We start from the raw sequence: 18348 nt of genomic DNA, 5'->3' as shown, positions 1-18348 counted from the left end.
AGTACGGCTATTTCCAGTACGACTTGACGAATCCGATGCCGGCCCCGACGACCGCGCCCACCCCGGCCCCGACCGCGGTACCCACTCCGGGCACGATGCTTCCGACCACCGCGCCGACCCCTGCCCCCGCCGCTGCTCCGGTCAACGTGGCCGCGGCCACCCCGGCGGTCTCGCTGCCGGTCTTCTCGGCGACGACTTCGCCCACCTTGCCGCTGACGTACGCGGTGCCCTGAATGCCGACCGCGGCGATCGCCCCCGGCGCGCCCGCGAAACCGACGGCCGTCGACACGACGCCGATAGCGGCGTCGGCCTTCTCGGCCGTGGTCTTCGCGGTGGCCACTTGAAGGGCGGTGGCGGCCACGGCCAGCGGGGCCGCCACCTTCCCGACCACCTTGAGCACCGGCGCGGCCGCCCGCAGGGCCCGTGCTCCCGTACCCACCGCCTTGGCCGCGACGCCGGCCTCGGAGGCCACCTGCGCGGTCGTCGAAACGCTCTTGGCTACGGCTGCGGTCTCCGTTGCTACGGCCGCGGTCTCCGTCGCCGCCGGCGCGGCGGCTGCCGCGGTGCTGGCCACGGCTTGCTCTGTCAGGTTGAAGGTCTGGGCGAACGACTGCTCCACATCGGCGGCGACAGACGCCGCCGATGCGGGAGCGGATCCTCCCCCGCTGAGCGCCCCCAACTCACTCACCGTGTCGCCGAGGGACCGGTGGATGGCCGCCTGGTTGGTCAGGATGGCCTTGTCCAATGCCCGCCAGTTGACCGCGGTGTTCGTGATCTGGCCCGCGGTCCGGTAGGCGTCCCGGGTGGCCTCGATCAGCGCACCTTCGCTTGCGAGGGCGCCGCTCTTGACCTGCTGGGTGATGACCTTTTGGAGCTTGCCGACCTCGGTGTGGAAAAGGCCCTTGCCCGTCTCGGCCAGAACGCCCAGCTCCTGGCTGGCTTTGGAGACCGCGCGGGAATAGAACGAGGCGCCCGTCGGCGACGTGCGCTGGGCGATCCTGGCCGCCACCTGGATGGGATGGTCCACCTGAACATTGCGGCCGACCTGCGCGCGGTTCGCGACCTTCACGCCGTACTGCCAGACGTCCATCAGCGTCGGGGTCTGCGTCTGCCGACCGTCGGGATCGATCAGGCGCACCGGATTGCCATGGGCGTACTCGTACGAGCTGGCCTGAGGCGTGTCGATCGGGTCGCAGCTGGTCCAGCGGCACAGCCACGGGGCGTAGTAGCGGGCGCCGTGGAAGTACAGGCCGGTCTCGGTGTCGCGCTCCCGGCCGGTGAAGCGGTAGCGCTTGGGCGTCTCGGTCTTGGCACGTACCGCCTGGTAGGCCGTGCCGCCGTAAGGGTGGTACTCCTCGTACGTGAGGATCCGGGCCCGCTCGTCCAACTCCAGCGTGGCGGATCCGAGATGGTCCGCCAGCTGATACCGGACCTGTTGCTCCGGACCGGAATCCGTGCCGCGGGCCCGCCGCTCCAGCAGCGCGACGCGCCGCGTGTCGTCCATTGCGTGCACCGTCTGGCGCTCCAGGGTCACCGCGCCGTCCGCGCCGTACTCCCGGTAGACCTCGAACGGGCCGATGTAGCGGCGTTCGCTGCTTCTCCTCGCCGTTCCGCCCTCGCCGCACGACGAGTCGGTGACCTTGCGGACGCGTTGTCCGGTGGCGTCGTAGGAGTAGTACGTCGTCTGCGGGGTTCCGGCGCCGCGGACCTGCCGGGCGGTGGCTTCCAGCTGGTCCTCGGGATCCCAGCGCAGCACCGGCAGGCCCGGCATCGCGGTGGTGTTCCCCCTGGCGTCGTACGCGAAGTCGCCGTCGCCCGCACCGCTCAGCCGGTTACCGGTGACCTCCGGTTCCAGCGCACTGGGCTCGGAGTAGCTGAAGCGGCGGGTCCAGCCGGGAGCGGTGGACGCGCGGTGTTCCAGGGCCAGCATGTTGCCGACCGCGTCGTAGACATACCGTTGCAGGTAACGCCCCATCGCTCCACCGTCACCGGGGTGGGCGAGCCCCACCCTGGGCGCGTCACCGGTGTCACCGGGATCGGTCTGGCCGAGGTGTTCCCGGCCGGTCGCCTCGATGAGCCGGTACACCGCGTCGTAGGTGTAGTCCGCGCCGGGCTCGACGACCCGGTTGCGGAAGAACGTCTTCTGTTGCGCGGTGTCCCGGATCGAGACGATGTTGCCGACCGGGTCGTGGCAGTAGGTCAGGTGCTGCACGGTCCTGCGCTCGCGGCGGGAACGCGACCGCTCACGGCGGGACCGCAGCGCGGTGAGTCGGAAGGTCTGTGGGTCGTAGGTGTAGCGGGTCCGCGCGCCGTTGCCGTAGTCGATCCGGGTGCGCTGCCCGCGGGCGTTGTACTCCACCGCCGCGACCAGCACGGTGTCCGTACCGTCGGACGTGGCCTCAAGACGCTCCAGAAGGTTCGCCTCGTTGTAGTACGGACGGACCGTGGTGCCGTCCGGGCTGGTGATGCTGATGGGGCGGTCCAGCGCGTCGAAACGGGTGCGGCCGGTATAGACCTCCTCTTCGAGCGCGACCTCCTCCCGCCAGTCGGGCGCTCGGCGGTATTCCACCGGGAACCGGCGCGTCGCCTCCAGCAGGTTGCCGCGGAGGTCGTACGCCTCGTGGGTGCTGACACCGGAACCGTCGTGCCGACGGAACACCCGGGTCCGCAGGTTGCGGGCCGGATCCTCGCCGTATTCGGTCTTCTGGTGCAGAGCCTCACCGGCGAGGCCCGGACCACTGACGTAGGCGCGTACCGGGCGGTGGCCCGCGTCGTACTCGGTGCGGAAGCGGAAGCCCCTGCTGTTCCAGCTACAGCGCGGGTTGCCGAGCACGTCCGGCAGCAGCGCCCCGGTGCCGGAGTCGATACCGGCCCGGTGCACCTGCATGCCCACCATCGAGTAGTCGTGGCGGATCGCGACGCGGCCGAGCGGGTCGCGCACCTCGCGGACGTTGCCCTCGACGTCCGTGCGCGTGCGGGTCACCAGCTGTTCCTCGACGAGCGTCCGGTCCTTGGCGTGCCGGTTGTGCGCCACGGTGCGGAACGGGCGGGCGAGGGAGTCGAGATGGGTTTCGGTGGGGGTGTCCGCGTGGAGTGCGGCCTTCTCGGCGGCGCGCCGCTGCTCGGGGCCGAGGGCGCCGTCGGCCCTTGCCCCGTGCCATGTGGTCCACCCGGGCTCCGTGGCCAGCAGCCGGCGGACCTGGTCGCCGATGTCCGGATCCTGCCGGGGATCGGTCAGCACGGTGTCGTTGCCGTCCCACACCCGCTGGCGCCACGGGTCGAACACCGTTTTCGCATAGGTGTGGTCGGGATGCAGGCTGCCGATCACCCGCTCCATCGGGTCGTAGAGGAGCACCGTGCTCACCCCGGCCATGACCGCGAACTCGAAGGCGTGGGTCTTCGTGAAGAACGGTTCGAAGGTACGAACCGGGTTGCCCTTGTTGTTGAAGATCGTCCATCCGGTGCCGACCCAGCGGGGCTCGACGACCGGGCCGCCTTCGGACAGCGGCCCGGGTTCGGCCTGGACCTTGGACTGGACCTCGCGTCCGAAACCGTCTCCATGAGCGATCGTGTGGGTGATCCTGCTCTGCTCACCAGGGGCGAGGTCGGACCGGTACGAGCACCGGGCGAGGGTGGCGACCACCGCCGGCTCCCCGCGCAGCCGGAATGCCGACTCGTCGTAACAGAACCTGGTCCCCGCCGACTTGAGCAACGCATGTCCGGCCGCGAGCGGATCGGCGAGGTACCGGGCCACCAGCGCGGGCGACGGGTCGGGGTCGAAGCCGTCCAGGGAGTCCCCGAGGGATTCCTCGCGCTTGCCCATGGTCGCGGTCCCGGCGACCCTGGCATGCACGTCGTAGGCCACCTGGACCCGGTTGCGGTTGGGGTCGGTGACGAGGGCCGGCCGCAGCACGCGGTAGTCGTTGCCCTGGGAGAGGGTCCTGCCGTCGGCGTCGCGTTCGCCCACCGTGTAGCGGTTGCCGAGCTGGTCGGTGCTGTCGACGAGGAGCAGGTCGTAGTCGTCGTAGGTGACCGTCGAGGTCTCACCGAGCGGATCGGTGAACCGGCGGGGCAGGAAGAAGTGGCGTGCCGCGTAGTCCAGTTCGCTGGTGTCCGGTGGCGCGTACGCGGTCCGCGCCGAGGGAATCCACCATCCACCCTCGTGCCGCAGATATCCGGCGGTCCGCAGCATCGGCTCGTCGACCCGTTCCCCGTACAGCGCAGTGACGAGGTCGTCGGGGAAGGCGAGCCGGTACTCCTGGTAGGGCAGCGCGCGGGACTGGAGTGTGCCGAGGGGCAGCGGCCCTGAGAGGTCGTCGCTCCGGTACAGGGTGCGTACGTGCTCGGTGAGCCGGAGTGCCGGTTTGGGCGGCAGCGCGTCCCAGTCCTGGTAGGGAATCGTGTGATCGATGCCGGTCAGCGCGTGGGTCAGCTCCGGGTGGGTGAACCGGGCCCCGGCGGTGCGGCTCCCCTCGGACGCAGTCTGCCCGGGCGCAGCCTGGGGGACGAGCCCCAGCACTTCGAAGGCACGGGTCCGGCAGCGCAGGGGCGCGCGGTGGCTGTCGGGTTCCTCGACGGCGTTGGTGTAGTCGTGGTCGGTGAGCACCATATGCGTGCGCCGTTGTGGGCCCGCATCCCGCTCCTCGAGATCGAGGGAGGGGCCGGTACGGCCGTACCCGACGGTCACCGACCGCAGCACATTGCCGTATGCGTCGACGGCGAGGGTCAGCTCATGGCCGATCCGCGGGTCCGCGGTGCGCTCGTAGTGCCCGGTCAGGGTTTCCCTGGGATGTACGTCGAAGACCGCGTGCCGCATGCCGGACGAGTCGGCCTGCGGGGCGGCCGGTTGCACCCTCCTGATCAGCTGGTTGTGCTCGGTGACGCGGTACGGGCGCCCTTCGGTGTCACTGCCGTCGAGCGCGTACACCTCCGTTCGCAGCACCGATCCCTTCAGGGACCGGCATGCCTGCCGGGCCTCGTCGGCGGTCAGGCCGTCCGGCAGCACCGTGTCGGGAAGCAACAGGTCGTCGCTGTGGTACTCGCGTGCGAACTGCCGGGAGATCCGCTGTCCGGAGAGGAAGGCACCCGTGTGGAACCAGGTCCGGGTGAGCGTGGGTGGCCGGTACGTCGCCTCGTCCACATTGCCGGCCTCGGCCAACGCCTCCAACGCCTCGGTATCGGTCTGCTCGACCATGCCGAAACCCCGGAACTCACGCTCCGGCCCGTCGAAATAGCCGTGGTGGTAGGCGTACCGGCTGACGAACCGCTGACGACCGATCACGTCCACCGTCTCCACCCGCTCGACGACGTGCACGACGAACGGCAACCGGGTCAGCCAGGGGCGTCCGGCGGCGGCGTCCTCGGCGTAGAAGCGGGTCGAGGGGGCGTAGCGGATATGTGTTTCGGCACCCAGGTTGTTGCGCACCCCGGTCAGCAGGTGGGGTTTGCCGCCGCGCATCAGGTCCAGATAACGCAGCTGGCGGCCGGAGTCGGCGGGCAGCGGCGAGGACCACACCAGACAGCTGGTGCCGGAGCCGAGCAGGTCGATCACGGCGACCTGGGACGCGTTCTCGATCCGGGGAAAAGCCACGGGCAGGGGGTGGGGAGCACTCCAGGCGTTGCCCGAGCGGTTCAGGTAGAGGCGGACCCCGTCGCGGTGCAGGTAGATCAGGTCCGTCGGACCGGACCCGTCGACATCGGCCAGCCGGATCCTGGCCGGGTCGAACTGGTCCGGATGGTCGAGCCGGGGAGCGCCGGCCATGCTGACCTTGGCGCCGAACCGGCCGTATCCCAGGTTCGGCCAGTAGCAGATCTCGCCGTTGCGGATCCGCACCAGATCGGCGAGCCCGTCGCCGGACAGGTCCGCCAGGTGGATCGACGAGGAGCGGTCGGCGAAGACCAGCCGAGGCCCGGATTCCTCGTCCCTTGCCGGCCAGGCCCGGCGGCCGGTGTCGAACCCCTCCTCGCCCAGCGATCGATACCAGGTCCAGCCCGGTTCGCCGGTGACGAGTACGTCCGCGCGGCCGTCGCCGTTGAGGTCCACGAAGCGCAGATTCGGGTCGTCCCACGCCAGGTTCGGCCGGGACCGGAACGGCCGGAACGTCCCCCAATCCCGGTCGGACCGTTCGGTGAACCCCGGTGTGGAGCCACCGAAATCCACCACGGCCGGGCGGCCGTCGCCGTTCAGGTCCAGCAGTTCGGTCCGTCCGTCGGCCGGGTGGCTGCGCACCACGCGCATCGGCCCGAGGTGGCCACCGCCGAGGTTGGGCTTGTAAAACCAGGTCCCGGCCTGCTCGGTGAGCAACCCGGCCAGCCCGTCGCCCTCCAGGTCCGTCCACCGGTATGCCGATCCGTCCACCCCGATCGGCGCGTTTTCCAGGTCAGTCGCGTCGAGCGTGCGTATTTGGGTGTCGATCTCGGCCGTGGAATAGGAGAATTCCAGTGGTGGCAACGACCTGGTGAGGTATCCACCGGAAGTCCGCCGCCAGCCGCTGTGTGACACCGACTCCAGGAACGCGCCCGTCACCCCGCCCCGTTCGGCATCGCCGCGATAAGCCAGCTCGGTGGAGCGCACCAGGCAGTCACGACCGACATCGGGCTCGTCCGGGAAATGATGGAACATCAAGACCCGTCGGCAGAGCCGATAGCCGCGGATCTCGAATCCGGCCCGGTAGGAGGAGAACGGGTCCAGCCGACAGGCCCAGGGCCGGACCTCGACCGTACTCTCGTCGTGTTCGCCATAGTCGAACACGACCTCGAACAGGTAGTCCGAGTCATCGGAGACCAGCCGGGAAACGGTGTTTCCGTAGTGGATTCGCTTCAGATACCGGTTGGTGGCGCGACCGGCCGTGGTGCGGTTGCGTTCGCAGTCGGCATCGAGATCGACCCCGGCGTCGTCCTCGGCCTTGTACTCGTAACGAACCGTGTTGCCGAGGTCGTCATGGCTCTCACAGATCAGCCAACTGAAGATCCGGCGTGCGTCGGCCGGGTCGGTGATGCGGCTGGCCGCATCACGCCCATAGACAGTGGTGACGTTGTCCCGGCTGATCGAGCGCCAATGGACGTCACCGGAAGGTACGTGGGTCCACCGCTCGATTCGCGCATAACTGCCTTCCACGCGCGGCCGGTATCGGCGCACCACGTAATCCGCGCCGTCCACCGTCCGCGACTGACGATGCCGGGTCCACTCGCCGTCGCGTTCGACCAGGACGGGCACCAGGTCTTCCGTGCCGGCCAGGATGAACGTGTCCTCGATGTCGTCGGCATAGGTCGGGATGCCCTTGTCGGTCTTGCGAGTGATCGCCGGAAGCCCCGTCCCCCAGCCGATCCCGAACGGACCGTTGCCGGCAGCCGAGTCGTAACCCAACGCCAAGGACGGGCCGAACCCGGACCGTCCCGGGCTGAGTGCGAGAGGAACCGAGAGGCCGCCGGTGCCGGTGACCAGGTTCGCGGTGAACTTCTCCCCCATCCCCCGGATGGCGCCGCCGCCTTTGGGCAGCGAGATCGCCGGTCCGTCCCGCAGGCCCGGGGCGGTATCGCCGGAGGGCTGCGACGGCGTGCTGGCACCCACGACGGGTGCAGACTCGTTCGGTCCAACTCCACGGAGCACATCCGCCTCCCCCGGGGATGTGGGGTACCGGTGCCGGACCAGCGGCTCGGCATAGAGCCGAGACGGCCGTCCGGATCGCCATCACGCGCAAAGCCGTTGACAATGCTGTACACCACGTCCGAGGACGCGACCCACGGCAGCTCCAGAATCAGGGTTCGTCGAGCGGCATCCTAGGCACCTGAAGTTCATGAGTGCTGGAAAATTTCGATATTGACGCCCATTCGACAGAATACGAGCGAAACGGGAAGCACCTCTTCCCTTTTCTCTGGACATGCGTGGACACCGCAACGGACTTGGCGGCGCTGCACGACAGGTGCGGCCGTGCCCCTTGGTACTGTTCCCCGACCCCGACCCCGAGCAGATCAAGGCCGAGCTCGCCATTACCGCCGAGTGGGCCGCAGCCGGCGGCCGTTAAGTGGTACGGCATCCCGATCGAAACGCCGCAAAAGGCATCAACGTGCGGTGATCCGCGCTTCGTTCCGAATGACAGCCACTTACGATTTGCGGGCCAGTGCACACGAAATCAGCTGCTCCCACACCGTCACATCGCGTTCGACAAAGCCGGTTTCGGCGACCTCGTCGCCGGACGCACGTTCCGGCCGCCACAGCGAGCAGTTGACCAGCCCCGGTTCGAGCAGATCAAGGTCACCGAACAGGGCGACGATCTCTTCGTCGGTGCGCCAGCGGCCGCGGCCGAAACTCCCCTGCAGCTTTTGTTCCGCGACCCGGGTTTCCTCGTTCTCACCGGAGCAGAAGTGGGAGATGTAGACCTGGCTGTCCGACGGAATCCGGTCCGCCCACCAGCGCACGAGGTCGGCGGGCCGCTCGTCGTCGTTCAGGTGGTGCAGGATCGCGCTGAAGATGACACCCACCGGCTCGTCAAAGTTGATCACCTTCTGCACGTCCGGGTGGTGGTAGATCTCTTCCGGCTCACGCAGATCCGCTTGAATCACTGTGGTGCGGTCGTCGGTGGCCAGCAGGGCACGGCCGTGGGCGAGCACGATCGGATCATTGTCGACGTAGGCGACGCGCGCATCGGCATTGCGTCGCTGGGCGACCTGATGCACGTTGTCGGCGGTGGGCAGGCCACTGCCCATGTCGACGAACTGGCGGATGCCGTCGCGTGCCATGGCGCCCACGGCGCGAATCAGGGCCTGGCGATTGGCGTATGCGATCGCCACCGAACCGGGCAGGTCCTTGATGAAGAAGTCGCCGATCTCGCGGTCGACGGCGTAATTGTCCTTGCCGCCGAGCAGATAGTCGTAGACACGGGCAATGCTCGGCTTCGACTGATCAACCCTTGTGGTGCTGTCGGCCATGAGAACCCACCCCTGTCCCTCGCGCAACGGTCGCCTCAATCGTAGGAGAACCGCCCCGGCCCGGGTGTCCCTAACGAGTGATGCCATGTGACGCTGCCAGGACTTGATGGGGCGGACGGGAGGCCCAACGCCCGGGATGCTCATGCCGGTGCGCTGGCGGCGCATGCGCACACTCCCCCGCGACCGCTGTGCATTCGTGCCGTCAACTCGCCTACTTCTGGACCGACTTGCCGGGCCAGCAGGGTGGGGGCGGCCACCACCCGCTCCAGCCTGCTCGGCCTGCCGTTCGCGCGCTGGTCGGTGCGGAAACTCGCCGTCTACCTGCACAAAGCCCCGGGACCGTGCATACGCATCGGCCGGGAGACCCTGCGGTGCCTGCTCTTCCGACGCCAGACCACCTTTCAACGGACCAAGACGTGGAAGGAGTCCACCGACCGCGGCGGTCGCCCTCTCAATGCCGCGGCCTGACTGCCCACCCCCGTGATCGTCGGTGATCTGGGATACGACTCGTAGGACACCGGACGGCCATAGCCCTGGGTCGGCTGCAGCCGTTCATCGCCGACATACTCTCCCCAGAGCAGGTAGCCGCCGGGCGCGAGCGTGCGGTGGAACTCCGCGAACACCGCCGGCAACCACTGCGGGGGCGTGTGGTGGGTGGAGTACCAGGCCAGGATGCCGCCGAGCTCGTCGTCCCTCATCGCCAGCGCGGTCATCGAGCCTGCGGTGAACCGCAGTTCGGATAGGCGTGCCGGGCCAGCCCGATCATCTTCGGTGGCAGATCGACGCCGAAGGCGGACACTCCAGTTGGCCAACCGGCCGGCGATGACGGGGACATGAGCAGCCGCCGAGCCCTGAAGGTGCGGAGTGTGGTCCATCGCCTTCTCCCAACCTCACTGATCAACTACTGGGAGTCTCTGCATCAGCAGGTCCCCGCAGACTTCCCTCTCAAGTTCAGCGTGTCGAAGTAGGACGTGATCCCCGCCTTGCACTGGCCGGCTTCGGTATCCAACTCTCGCCGGATCCGGGGAACTTGTGCTGGGCGGCGGAGGCTACGGGGTGACTGGGTGCCACGGGGCCTCCGGACGCGTGGGCAGCGCGCCGGCGGCCAGTTGGAGCGCGTACACGGGCCGGTCGATGCCGGGCACGGGGCCGAGGTAGGTGTGGCCGGTCATATGGCACCAGGCGGGCAGGTCGAGCGGGGCGGCCGGGTCGGTGGCGATGACGTGCACGACGGTGCCCGGTGCCGCGCCGTCAATCTGCCTGCGCAGGCGCAGCAGGAGGGTGACGCAGAGCAGGCCGGTGCCGTCGACGGTGATGTCCGCAGCGGGTATCGGCGCGGTTGTCATCGGGGCAGTGTCTGGGTGACGCGCCAAAGGCGGCGGGGCAGGTCGCCCTCCTCGAAGGCGTGGACCTCGTTCAGGGCCCAGCCGTCGGCGAGGGCGTCGACCAGGGCGCGGTCGAAGAAGTGGACTGCGAAGCCACCGTGCTCGTAGATGTCGTCACCGTGCGCGGTACCGGCGCCGTAGTGGGCGTCACCGGTGTGCCGCACGGTGTAGACGAAGACACCGCCGGGCCGCAGGACGCGTCGGATCTCGCCGGCCACGGCGTGGATCTCCTTCGTGGACAGGGCCATGCACAGCAGCATGTGCGCGAAGACCGCGTCCACGGAGGCGTCCGGCAGGGGCAGCGGGTCGCGCACGTCGTGCACCACCGTGGTGACCCGCCCGGCGACGCCCTGGGCCCGGGCGGCCTCGCGCAGTTGCTCCAGCCCGGTGGGGCTGAAGTCGATGGCCCGGACGGTGAACCCCTCACGGGCGAAGTACGCAGCGTCGCGGCCTTGCCCGGCACCGAGCTCCAGCACGTCCTTGGCCCCGGCCGTGCGGAAGACGTCGGCCGCGTGGACGGCCGGTGCGGAGGGCTGCTCGCCGTACATGCCGGGGTGGGCGGTGTAGGTGTCCTGCCACTGCCGCCGCTGGACCTCTGCCAGCTCCTGCTCGTCCGCCACGTCCTCGGCCTCCCGTTCGGGTACGGGAGCAGCTTAGATCTGCGATTGTCCCGGCCCGTCAGTGCATGGTGCTCACATCGCCGACGGTAAACCTTCGACCCCAAGCCTGCGGGAGTGCGGGCTGGTCGTCACCGTGCTCACGGCCGCCGCACGGCGGGACGGGGAAGACGCCGCGCCCTGCTGGCACCGGGGTCAACGTCTCGTTGAAACTGCCGGCACCCCGCACCCCGCACCCCACATCGCTGCGGCGGTGAGCCACGCTGCGAGATCGCCGGCGGACTCACCACCACCCGTCCTCTGAACGGACCGGCGACGAGCCCGAACCCCCGCCACCGGCACGTCCCACCGGACGAGACCTACTAGTGCAGCGTCTTCAGCGCCGCCGCGTCGTACGGCTTCAGCTCCTCGAACCGGTTGTCCAGCACCTTCGCCGCCCACTCCGGGTCCTGGAGGAGGGCGCGGCCGACGGCGACCATGTCGAACTCGTCACGCTCCAGCCGGTCGAGGAGGTTGTCGATGCCTCGGACCGGGGCGCCCTGGCCCGCGAAGGAGCGGAGGAAGTCGCCGTCGAGGCCGACCGAGCCGACGGTGATGGTGGGCCGTCCGGTGAGCTTCTTGCTCCAGCCCGCCAGGTTCAGGTCCGAGCCGTCGAACTCCGGGAGCCAGTAGCGGCGGGTGGAGGCGTGGAAGGCGTCGACACCGGCCGCGGCCAGCGGGGTCAGGATCGCTTCCAGCTCCTCGGGGGTCTCGGCGAGGCGGGCGTCGTAGTCCTGCTGCTTCCACTGCGAGTAGCGGAAGATGACCGGGAACTCGGCGGACACCCGCTCGCGGACCGCGGCGACGATCTCCGCGGCGAACTTGGTGCGGGCCGTCGGGTCGCCGCCGTACGCGTCCGTGCGGCGGTTCGTGCCCGCCCAGAGGAACTGGTCGACGAGGTAACCGTGGGCGCCGTGGATCTCCACACCGTCGAAGCCGATGCGCTCGGCGTCCGCGGCGGCCTGCGCGAACGCGGCGACGACGTCGTCCAGGTCCTGCTGGGTCATCGCCCTGCCGGTGGGCTCGGCGCCCGCGGTGACCAGGCCGGACGGGCCGACGGCCGGAGCGTCGGCGAAGGGCGGCTCGCCCTGATTGCGGACCATGCCGATGTGCCACAGCTGCGGCACGATCGTGCCGCCCGCCTCATGCACGGCTTCGACGACCTTCGTCCAGCCCGCCAGCTGCTGCTCGCCGTGGAACCGCGGCACCCGGTCGCTCTGTCCCGCCGACTCGTGGCCGACGTAGGTTCCCTCGGTGACGATCAGCCCCACACCCGCGGCGGCGCGGCGGGCGTAGTACGACCGCACATCGTCACCGGGGACGCCGTCCGGGGAGAACATACGCGTCATCGGCGCCATCGCGATGCGGTTCGGGACGGTCAGGCCGTTCAGCGTGACGGGCCGGGACAGGATCTCGGCCGCGCGGGAGGCGGCGGACGCGGTGTCGGTCACGGGGGCTCCTTCTGGGTACCAGGCGGTATGTGCACATGCACTCAACGCATTGCAGGCGTCAACCCTCACCCCCGGCGACGGCATTCCGCCTGCCCGGCCGCCCGCCCTGTGATTCCCGCCACGTACCCGAGGCGGACCTCCGGTCACCGAGCCGGCAATCCCCCCTGAATTCGGTGTAGAGGGTCAGAGGATCTGCAGTTCGGCGTCGGACGCGACCGCTCAGCGGCAGGTGATGAGGGGACCGGCCCAGTCGGCGTGGTCGGAGTTGTTGCCGTTGCCGCCGTCGGTGACCACGAGCCGCATCTCGCTGCCGCCGGTCAGGTCTGCGGTGAGGTGCTTCGCAGACTGGTCGACCGTCATCAGCCCGCTGTCGGCGACCTTCGTGCCGTCCCGGTAGATCTGGAAGACCACCGAACCGTTCGCGCCCACCTCGTCGTCGATGCCCACGTCCACACTGAGGGCGGAGCAGGCGCCGCCGAGGTGGTAGGTGATCTCGCTGGAGGCGTGGGCCCCCAGCCCTTCGGTGTAGCTGGTTCCCTGGATGGTGAGGGGGTTTCCGTCGATGCTGCGGTTCAGCCCTACCGGCCCCCAGCCGTTCGTGCTGGAGGTCCACGGCCGGGTGGCCAACGAGGTGATACGGGCGGGCGACGGCTTGTCCTCGGAACCCGGACGCCCGGAGGGCGACGGCTTCGCCGACGACGAGGGCCGGGAACGCGGATGCTTCGACGCTGGGGGGCGGGTGGGGGACGGGGAGCCCGACGCCGAGCGGGAAGCGGTCGCCGAGCCGTTGGGCGGAGCCGTCGGCGGGTGGTCCGGAGTGGTCGCCGATGAGTGACCGGACCCTTCGGGGCTGCCGGCCGAGGCGTCGTGGCGCGCCGGTCCGAGCAGGGTGCCGACGGATATGGCACCGCCGGCCAGGACAGTCACGGCAACGGCGAGCACGGCGATGCGCCCCGGTGAGAACCAGGACACCTGGGCACCGCGCAATGCGCCGGACGGCTTCCGCCATGGAGCGGGCCCAGCGACGAAGGGTTCGCCGCCGGTGGCAGGCTCCCGTTTGCTGTCGAAGGGATCGGGTCCCTCCCCTGACTGGTCGGCCAGCCAGGACTCGAAGTTGTCGCGCAGCTCGGTGTTCCGGGAATTCTGGTGCCAGGCGGCGGCGGTGTGGCGTACCGCCGCCAGCAGCCTGTCCCGCCATACGGCATCAGACCCCTCCTCCGGCCCTTGGGAGTGCAGAACGCCGTCGATGGCTTCCTTCGCCAGATCCGCGGCGGCCTGGGAGCTTCTGCAGCAGGCGCGGGCATAGGCCAGTACGGCGGCGTAGTGCCGGCGGTGAAACTCGTCGAGGGCTTCCTCGCCTGGCCCCGCTGCGCCGTCCGGAGCCGGTCTGCCATACGGATCAGCCTGCGCCCGCCTTCCGGTCCGGGCTGCCGCACGGATGCGCTGGACCAGCTCGGTGTCGGAAGGTGTTGCCCCACCGATGGTGTCGAATTGCTCATGCATGATTGGGCTACTGACCCTTCAACGTCCTGACGATGAGTGAAACTACCGCAAGACGTGGGCAGATGTGAGGGCCGGCCGTGTGTGAGAGCGTCACTGTGCAGGACCCGGCGTGAGAACAGGAAGCCGCTCACGGTCAGTTGGTTCATCGTGGCACGACGGCAGCCTTGGCTCCGGACAACTCCCATGCCCTGCGGTCGTTGCGGTTGCCGGGCAGAGACTGGCCAACCGCGACGACCAGCCGTGTATCGGCGTCGGTGACGACCTGGTGGTTGGTGGAGTACCGGTGTCTCGTCGCCGGCCGATACTGTGCGGCGCAGAACGAGGGGGGATGAGCTGGTGCGCCCAGTGCTCTTGGTGGACGTGGACGGACCGTTGAACCCGTATGCCGCGAAGCCGCACCGTCGGCCCGCGGGCTATCAGACGCACCGCCTGCTGACGCCTCGCTGGGAGGCCGCCGAGCGGCGCCGGCTGACTGAGTGGGGGCTACCGAACAAACCCGTGAGGCCACTGCGGGTGTGGCTCAACCCGGATCACGGCCCGGCGCTGGACGCGCTCCCCTTCGACCTCGTGTGGGCGACAACGTGGGAGGAAGAAGCCAACACCTTCATCGCCCCAGTCCTGGGTTTGCCCGAGCTGCCCTTCATTCCCTGGCCCGCGCCGCGTCCCGAGCCTGGAGGCGGTGTGTTCTGGAAGACGCCTGAGATCGTCGCGTGGGCAAAAGGCCGTGCGTTCGCCTGGGTCGACGACGAGATCACAGAGGCGGATCGCACCTGGGTGCAGGAACACCACGACGGTCCCGCCCTACTGCACCGGGTCGACCCGCGATGCGGCCTCACCATCAGCGACTTCGCCGCGCTGACGAAATGGGCAACCGGCCTTGCCTGACACCGCAGCCGGACGACAACCGACTTCGACGACGTCCGGGATGATCGTGGAGCTGATCGACCCGCAGCGCCGCGGAGCGCCGTTCTCTTTCCAGCAGAGGGACACACCACGCCTCAGCGCAACCGGGTGCACGTCGACGTGTGGGTGCCCTATGACCAGGCCGAAGCGCGCAAGGCGGCAGCCATTGCGGCTGGCGGACGTCTGGTGAGCAAGGCCCATGCTCCCTCGCACTGGGTGCTGGCCGACCGGAAGGCAACGAAGCCTGTGGCGGGACCGCCGGCTGGACCGGCCCGGAACCCGCCCGGCGGTCAGCGCCCCACCACGCGAACACCCCCACCAAGCGAACACTCCAACCACGCGAACGCCCCAACCAGGCGAGCACTCTCACCAGGCGAACTCCCCCACCAGGCCGGCGACGGCTCGTTCGGCCTGCGCTTTGGTGTGGGCAAGGCGAGAGGACCACTTCGGTGCTCAACGTGGCCCTACTCGACTTGCCCGGACGTTCAGTTCCAGTGGCCCGCGGCAGCGGTATCGGTGACGAAGGTCTCGAAGGTTCTGGGCGGTCGGCCGAGGGCTCGTTCGACGTCGTCGGAGGGCGTGGCGCCCGCGCCGTTACGGATCGCGACCAGCAGCCCCGTCAGCAGCTGGGCGACGTCGGGTGAGGCGCCGGCGGCGACCTGGTGCTCGACGAAGTCCGCTGGATCCACGTCGATATGACGGACCGTGCGGGCGGTGGCCCGGGCGATGAGGTCGGCCGCTTCACCGAAGCTGATCGCCCGTGGGCCGGTGAGCTCGTAGATCCGGCCGCTGTGGCGGTCTTCGGTCAGTGCTGCCATGGCGACTTCGGCGATGTCCTCGGCGTCGACGAACGGAGTGCGCCCGTCACCGGTGGGCAGGGCCAAAGTACCGGCGAGAATCCCGTGCCGCCAGGGTCCCTCACTGAAGTTCTGCGCGAACCACTGCGGGCGCAGGATGGTCCAGTCGACGCCGCAGGCACGCACGGCCTGTTCAGCGGCATGCAGGGGATGGCCGTCCTCGCCCGCGCGTGGGGCGGACAGCAGCACCAAGCGGCGCACGCCCGCGGTGACCGCCTCGCTCACCAACTGCGGTATACGCGCCTCGTGGTCCGTGCTCCTCGACAGGCTGGGCTCCACGAGGTAGACGGCAGTGACGCCGTCGAGTGCGGGCGTCCAACTCGCCGGGTCGTCAAGGTCGAGGCGGAAGTCGCCGCCGGTGCGGGAGGCCGTGCGGACCGGCAGGCCGGCGGCCTTGAGGCGCCGGGCGATGCGGCTGCCGGTCTTGCCGGTGCCGCCGAGAACAAGAATGATCTTCATGCCGTCCAGACAACCTCAGGAGCACATGGACGATCCATGGGAGAACGTCCCCACTTCCTTTGCGTTCGTCTAGCGTGGGAGCGTGGACGTCCTTAGCGATCTGCTGCATCGGGCGCGGGCCAGGAACGCGTGGGTCAGGCAACTGATCCAGCGGCCTCCGTGGTCGCTGAGCTTCACCGACCCGCCGCCGCTCACGGTGGTGACCACGCTCGCCGGTCACGCGTCGGTGCGCATCGACGACACGGACACCGCACCGGTACGGCTCGCGGCGGGCGATATCGCCCTCCTCACCCGCCCCCGCCGGTACACGATCGCCGACGACCCTTCCACCGCGCCTCAGGTGGTGATCCACGGGCAGAGCAAACGCGTCGTCGACCGGTCCGCGCAAGCGCCGGACACGCAGCGGAGCCTGGCTCCCCGCACGTACGGCGACGGTCTGCCCGGGGCCACGATCATGCTCCGCGGCGCCTACGACCTCAGCGGCGACGTCGGCGACCGCCTCCTCGGCATGCTGCCGCCGCTGGCCGTCGTACCCGCCGGGCCGGCGACCCGGGCGGCACTGGACCTGCTCGCCACTGAGGCCACCCGCGACGAACCCGGTCAGGACGCCGTGCTGGACCGGCTGCTGGACCTCTTGCTGGTGCTGGCGTTGCGGGCCTGGTGGGCCGGTGCGGAGGCGGCGCCCGCCTGGTACCAGGCGCTGTCCGATCCGGTGATCGGCGAGGCGCTGCGCCTGCTGCACGAGCAACCAGCCCGCCGGTGGACGGTCGCCGAGCTGGCCTCCCAGGTCGGCACGTCCCGTGCGGCCTTCGCCGCCCGCTTCACCGCGCTGGTCGGCGACCCCCCGCTCACCTACCTCACCAGCTGGCGTATGACCCTGGCGGCGGACCTGCTGCGGGACGCCGGGACGACCGTCGCCACCGTCGCCCGCGAGGTCGGATACGAGGACCCCTTCGCCTTCAGCGTGGCGTTCAAGCGCAACCGGGGCGTCAGCCCCTCGATCTGGCGCCGCCAGACACACTGATACGGCGCGAAGAGGTCTGAGGTGGCATGGTCTTGCGTGGCGCCCGAGTCTTTACTTGCCGGGCTCCGGCCCGGGGTCGGGTCCGTGCACTCCACGGTCCTGCGTCCTGCGTACCCACCAGCATGCGGCCGGGGCCCGCAAAATGGAGCCCCGGCCGGCGAGCCAGCAACTTTCGTCGGAGCCAGTCAGCCCACCGGTACGTCGTTGCCGGTCAGCTGCGCCCGAATGCCGTTCTTCGTCACGGAGATGTCGCGTAGCCGGATGTCGCCCGGCAGGTTGTCCGGCAGCTGCACGGAGAACTCCATCTGCTGCGCGACCTTCGGCTCCCGGAGCTTCTGTAGGCCCTGGATGAGCGAGGGATCGATGCCGGTGGGCTTGAGCAGCGACGGATGGTCCACGAGCGTGTCCAGCACGGGACCCTTCATCAGCTGCTGCGGACGGACGTGCTTCCCGGTCGCCTGTTGCAGCTCGTCCTCGTCCATCTTGTCGGCGACGGGTGCAGTCAGCTGCAAGCCACCGCCCTTGCCCGGTACATACGTGAGCAAGCCGGGTATGACCACGCGCGCGTCCTGCACGGTCATGCGCAGGCCGCGGTCCCCGGTGCGCTGCAACTGCGCACGCCCCCGTATCTGGGCCTGCTTGTCGCCCACCGGCAGGTCGCCGCTGGCCAGCACTGTGTTCTCCTCGGCAGCGGGCCTCAAGTGGACCTGTGACGCGGCGACTTCGCGGTTGAGGTCCTTGAAGTCCAGCAGGATGTCACCGCGCACCCGGCTCAGCACCGCGCCGGTGACCGAGGACGGCAGGCTGCCGACGATCCGGATGTTGTCCACCGTCCCCTTCACCTGAGCGACGGATACCGGCCCGGCGTCGACATCGGGGACGTTGACCTCGACGTGGTCGATGGTGCCCGCGAGCACCTGCCCGAGGAACGGGAAGCTGTCGATGTGCACCTCGGGCTCGGCATGCAGCTTCAGCGCCTTCCGCACCTGCTGCGCCGCCAGGTTCTCCGCGTAGAGCACGGCCCACCGGTCACCGAGCGCAAGAAACGCAAGAACGACGGCCAGCGCGACGACCACCTTCGCGGTCCTCCGCACGATCCGTCGCGGCTTGCGCTCGGCCCGTGGGTGCTCCTTCTTTTCGCCGGTGCTCGTATGGTCGGTGCTTGCGTCGGTTGCGGCTACG

At 69.5% G+C, this 18348-nt stretch carries 10 protein-coding genes and 4 pseudogenes; 4 read left to right on the top strand and 10 right to left on the bottom strand.

Annotation, left to right across the window (positions count from 1 at the left end):
* Positions 1–7: 7 nt before the first annotated feature.
* Complete coding sequence (locus tag ACZ7MX_RS23075; protein ID WP_472134898.1) at positions 8–7570, bottom strand: SpvB/TcaC N-terminal domain-containing protein; 7563 nt, start codon at positions 7568–7570, stop codon at positions 8–10.
* 533 nt (positions 7571–8103) lie between these two features.
* Positions 8104–8928 carry an SAM-dependent methyltransferase gene (locus tag ACZ7MX_RS23070; protein WP_472134897.1) on the bottom strand — a complete coding sequence of 275 codons (825 nt, stop codon included), beginning with the start codon at positions 8926–8928 and terminating at the stop codon, positions 8104–8106.
* A 243-nt stretch (positions 8929–9171) separates the two neighbouring features.
* Here ACZ7MX_RS23070 and ACZ7MX_RS23065 point away from each other — a divergent pair.
* A pseudogene (locus tag ACZ7MX_RS23065) lies at positions 9172–9363 on the top strand (IS630 family transposase); the annotation flags it as partial.
* A gap of 65 nt (positions 9364–9428) precedes the next feature.
* On the opposite strand, the pseudogene ACZ7MX_RS23060 reads toward ACZ7MX_RS23065, so the two are convergent.
* The 6 genes and pseudogenes from ACZ7MX_RS23060 to ACZ7MX_RS23035 form a co-directional block, all read right to left on the bottom strand.
* A pseudogene (locus ACZ7MX_RS23060) lies at positions 9429–9730 on the bottom strand (class I SAM-dependent methyltransferase); the annotation flags it as partial.
* A 247-nt stretch (positions 9731–9977) separates the two neighbouring features.
* Positions 9978–10274 carry a sulfurtransferase TusA family protein gene (locus ACZ7MX_RS23055; protein ID WP_472134895.1) on the bottom strand — a complete coding sequence of 99 codons (297 nt, stop codon included), beginning with the start codon at positions 10272–10274 and terminating at the stop codon, positions 9978–9980.
* Positions 10271–10933 (bottom strand): class I SAM-dependent methyltransferase, encoded by a 663-nt coding sequence (locus ACZ7MX_RS23050; RefSeq protein WP_472134893.1) that lies wholly within the window; start codon positions 10931–10933, stop codon positions 10271–10273. Before ACZ7MX_RS23050 ends, ACZ7MX_RS23055 begins: the two co-directional genes overlap by 4 nt.
* Positions 10934–11292: 359 nt before the next feature.
* The gene (locus ACZ7MX_RS23045; protein WP_472134891.1) at positions 11293–12420 is read right to left on the bottom strand and encodes an NADH:flavin oxidoreductase; all 1128 of its coding nucleotides are present in this window, start codon (positions 12418–12420) and stop codon (positions 11293–11295) included.
* 219 nt (positions 12421–12639) lie between these two features.
* On the bottom strand, positions 12640–13923 hold the full coding sequence (locus ACZ7MX_RS23040; protein WP_472134889.1) for an NPCBM/NEW2 domain-containing protein: 1284 nt from the start codon (positions 13921–13923) through the stop codon (positions 12640–12642).
* Positions 13924–14077: 154 nt separating this feature from the next.
* Positions 14078–14209 (bottom strand): annotated as a pseudogene (locus ACZ7MX_RS23035) (IS5/IS1182 family transposase); the annotation flags it as partial.
* Between the two features lie 47 nt (positions 14210–14256).
* Between ACZ7MX_RS23035 and ACZ7MX_RS23030 the strand changes: the two are divergent.
* Together ACZ7MX_RS23030 and ACZ7MX_RS23025 are read left to right on the top strand one after the other, a co-directional pair.
* Entirely contained in the window at positions 14257–14808 is a 552-nt protein-coding gene (locus tag ACZ7MX_RS23030; protein ID WP_472135091.1) for a hypothetical protein, read from the top strand.
* Positions 14809–14901: 93 nt separating this feature from the next.
* A pseudogene (locus ACZ7MX_RS23025) lies at positions 14902–14997 on the top strand (hypothetical protein); the annotation flags it as partial.
* 314 nt (positions 14998–15311) lie between these two features.
* Here ACZ7MX_RS23025 and ACZ7MX_RS23020 read toward each other — a convergent pair.
* Positions 15312–16142: an SDR family oxidoreductase gene (locus tag ACZ7MX_RS23020; RefSeq protein WP_472134887.1), complete on the bottom strand. Its 831-nt coding sequence runs from the start codon at positions 16140–16142 to the stop codon at positions 15312–15314.
* A gap of 82 nt (positions 16143–16224) precedes the next feature.
* On the opposite strand from ACZ7MX_RS23020, the gene ACZ7MX_RS23015 reads away from it, so the two are divergent.
* The gene (locus ACZ7MX_RS23015; RefSeq protein ID WP_472134885.1) at positions 16225–17166 is read left to right on the top strand and encodes an AraC family transcriptional regulator; all 942 of its coding nucleotides are present in this window, start codon (positions 16225–16227) and stop codon (positions 17164–17166) included.
* Positions 17167–17351: 185 nt separating this feature from the next.
* On the opposite strand, the gene ACZ7MX_RS23010 is transcribed toward ACZ7MX_RS23015, so the two are convergent.
* The gene (locus ACZ7MX_RS23010) at positions 17352–18242 is read right to left on the bottom strand and encodes an LmeA family phospholipid-binding protein (RefSeq protein WP_472134884.1); all 891 of its coding nucleotides are present in this window, start codon (positions 18240–18242) and stop codon (positions 17352–17354) included.
* Positions 18243–18348: the final 106 nt, after the last annotated feature.

Source organism: Streptomyces sp. NPDC107765 (assembly GCF_055657085.1).
The sequence above is the reverse complement of the archived record's forward strand: the minus strand, read 5'-3'. Positions and strand labels throughout refer to the sequence as shown.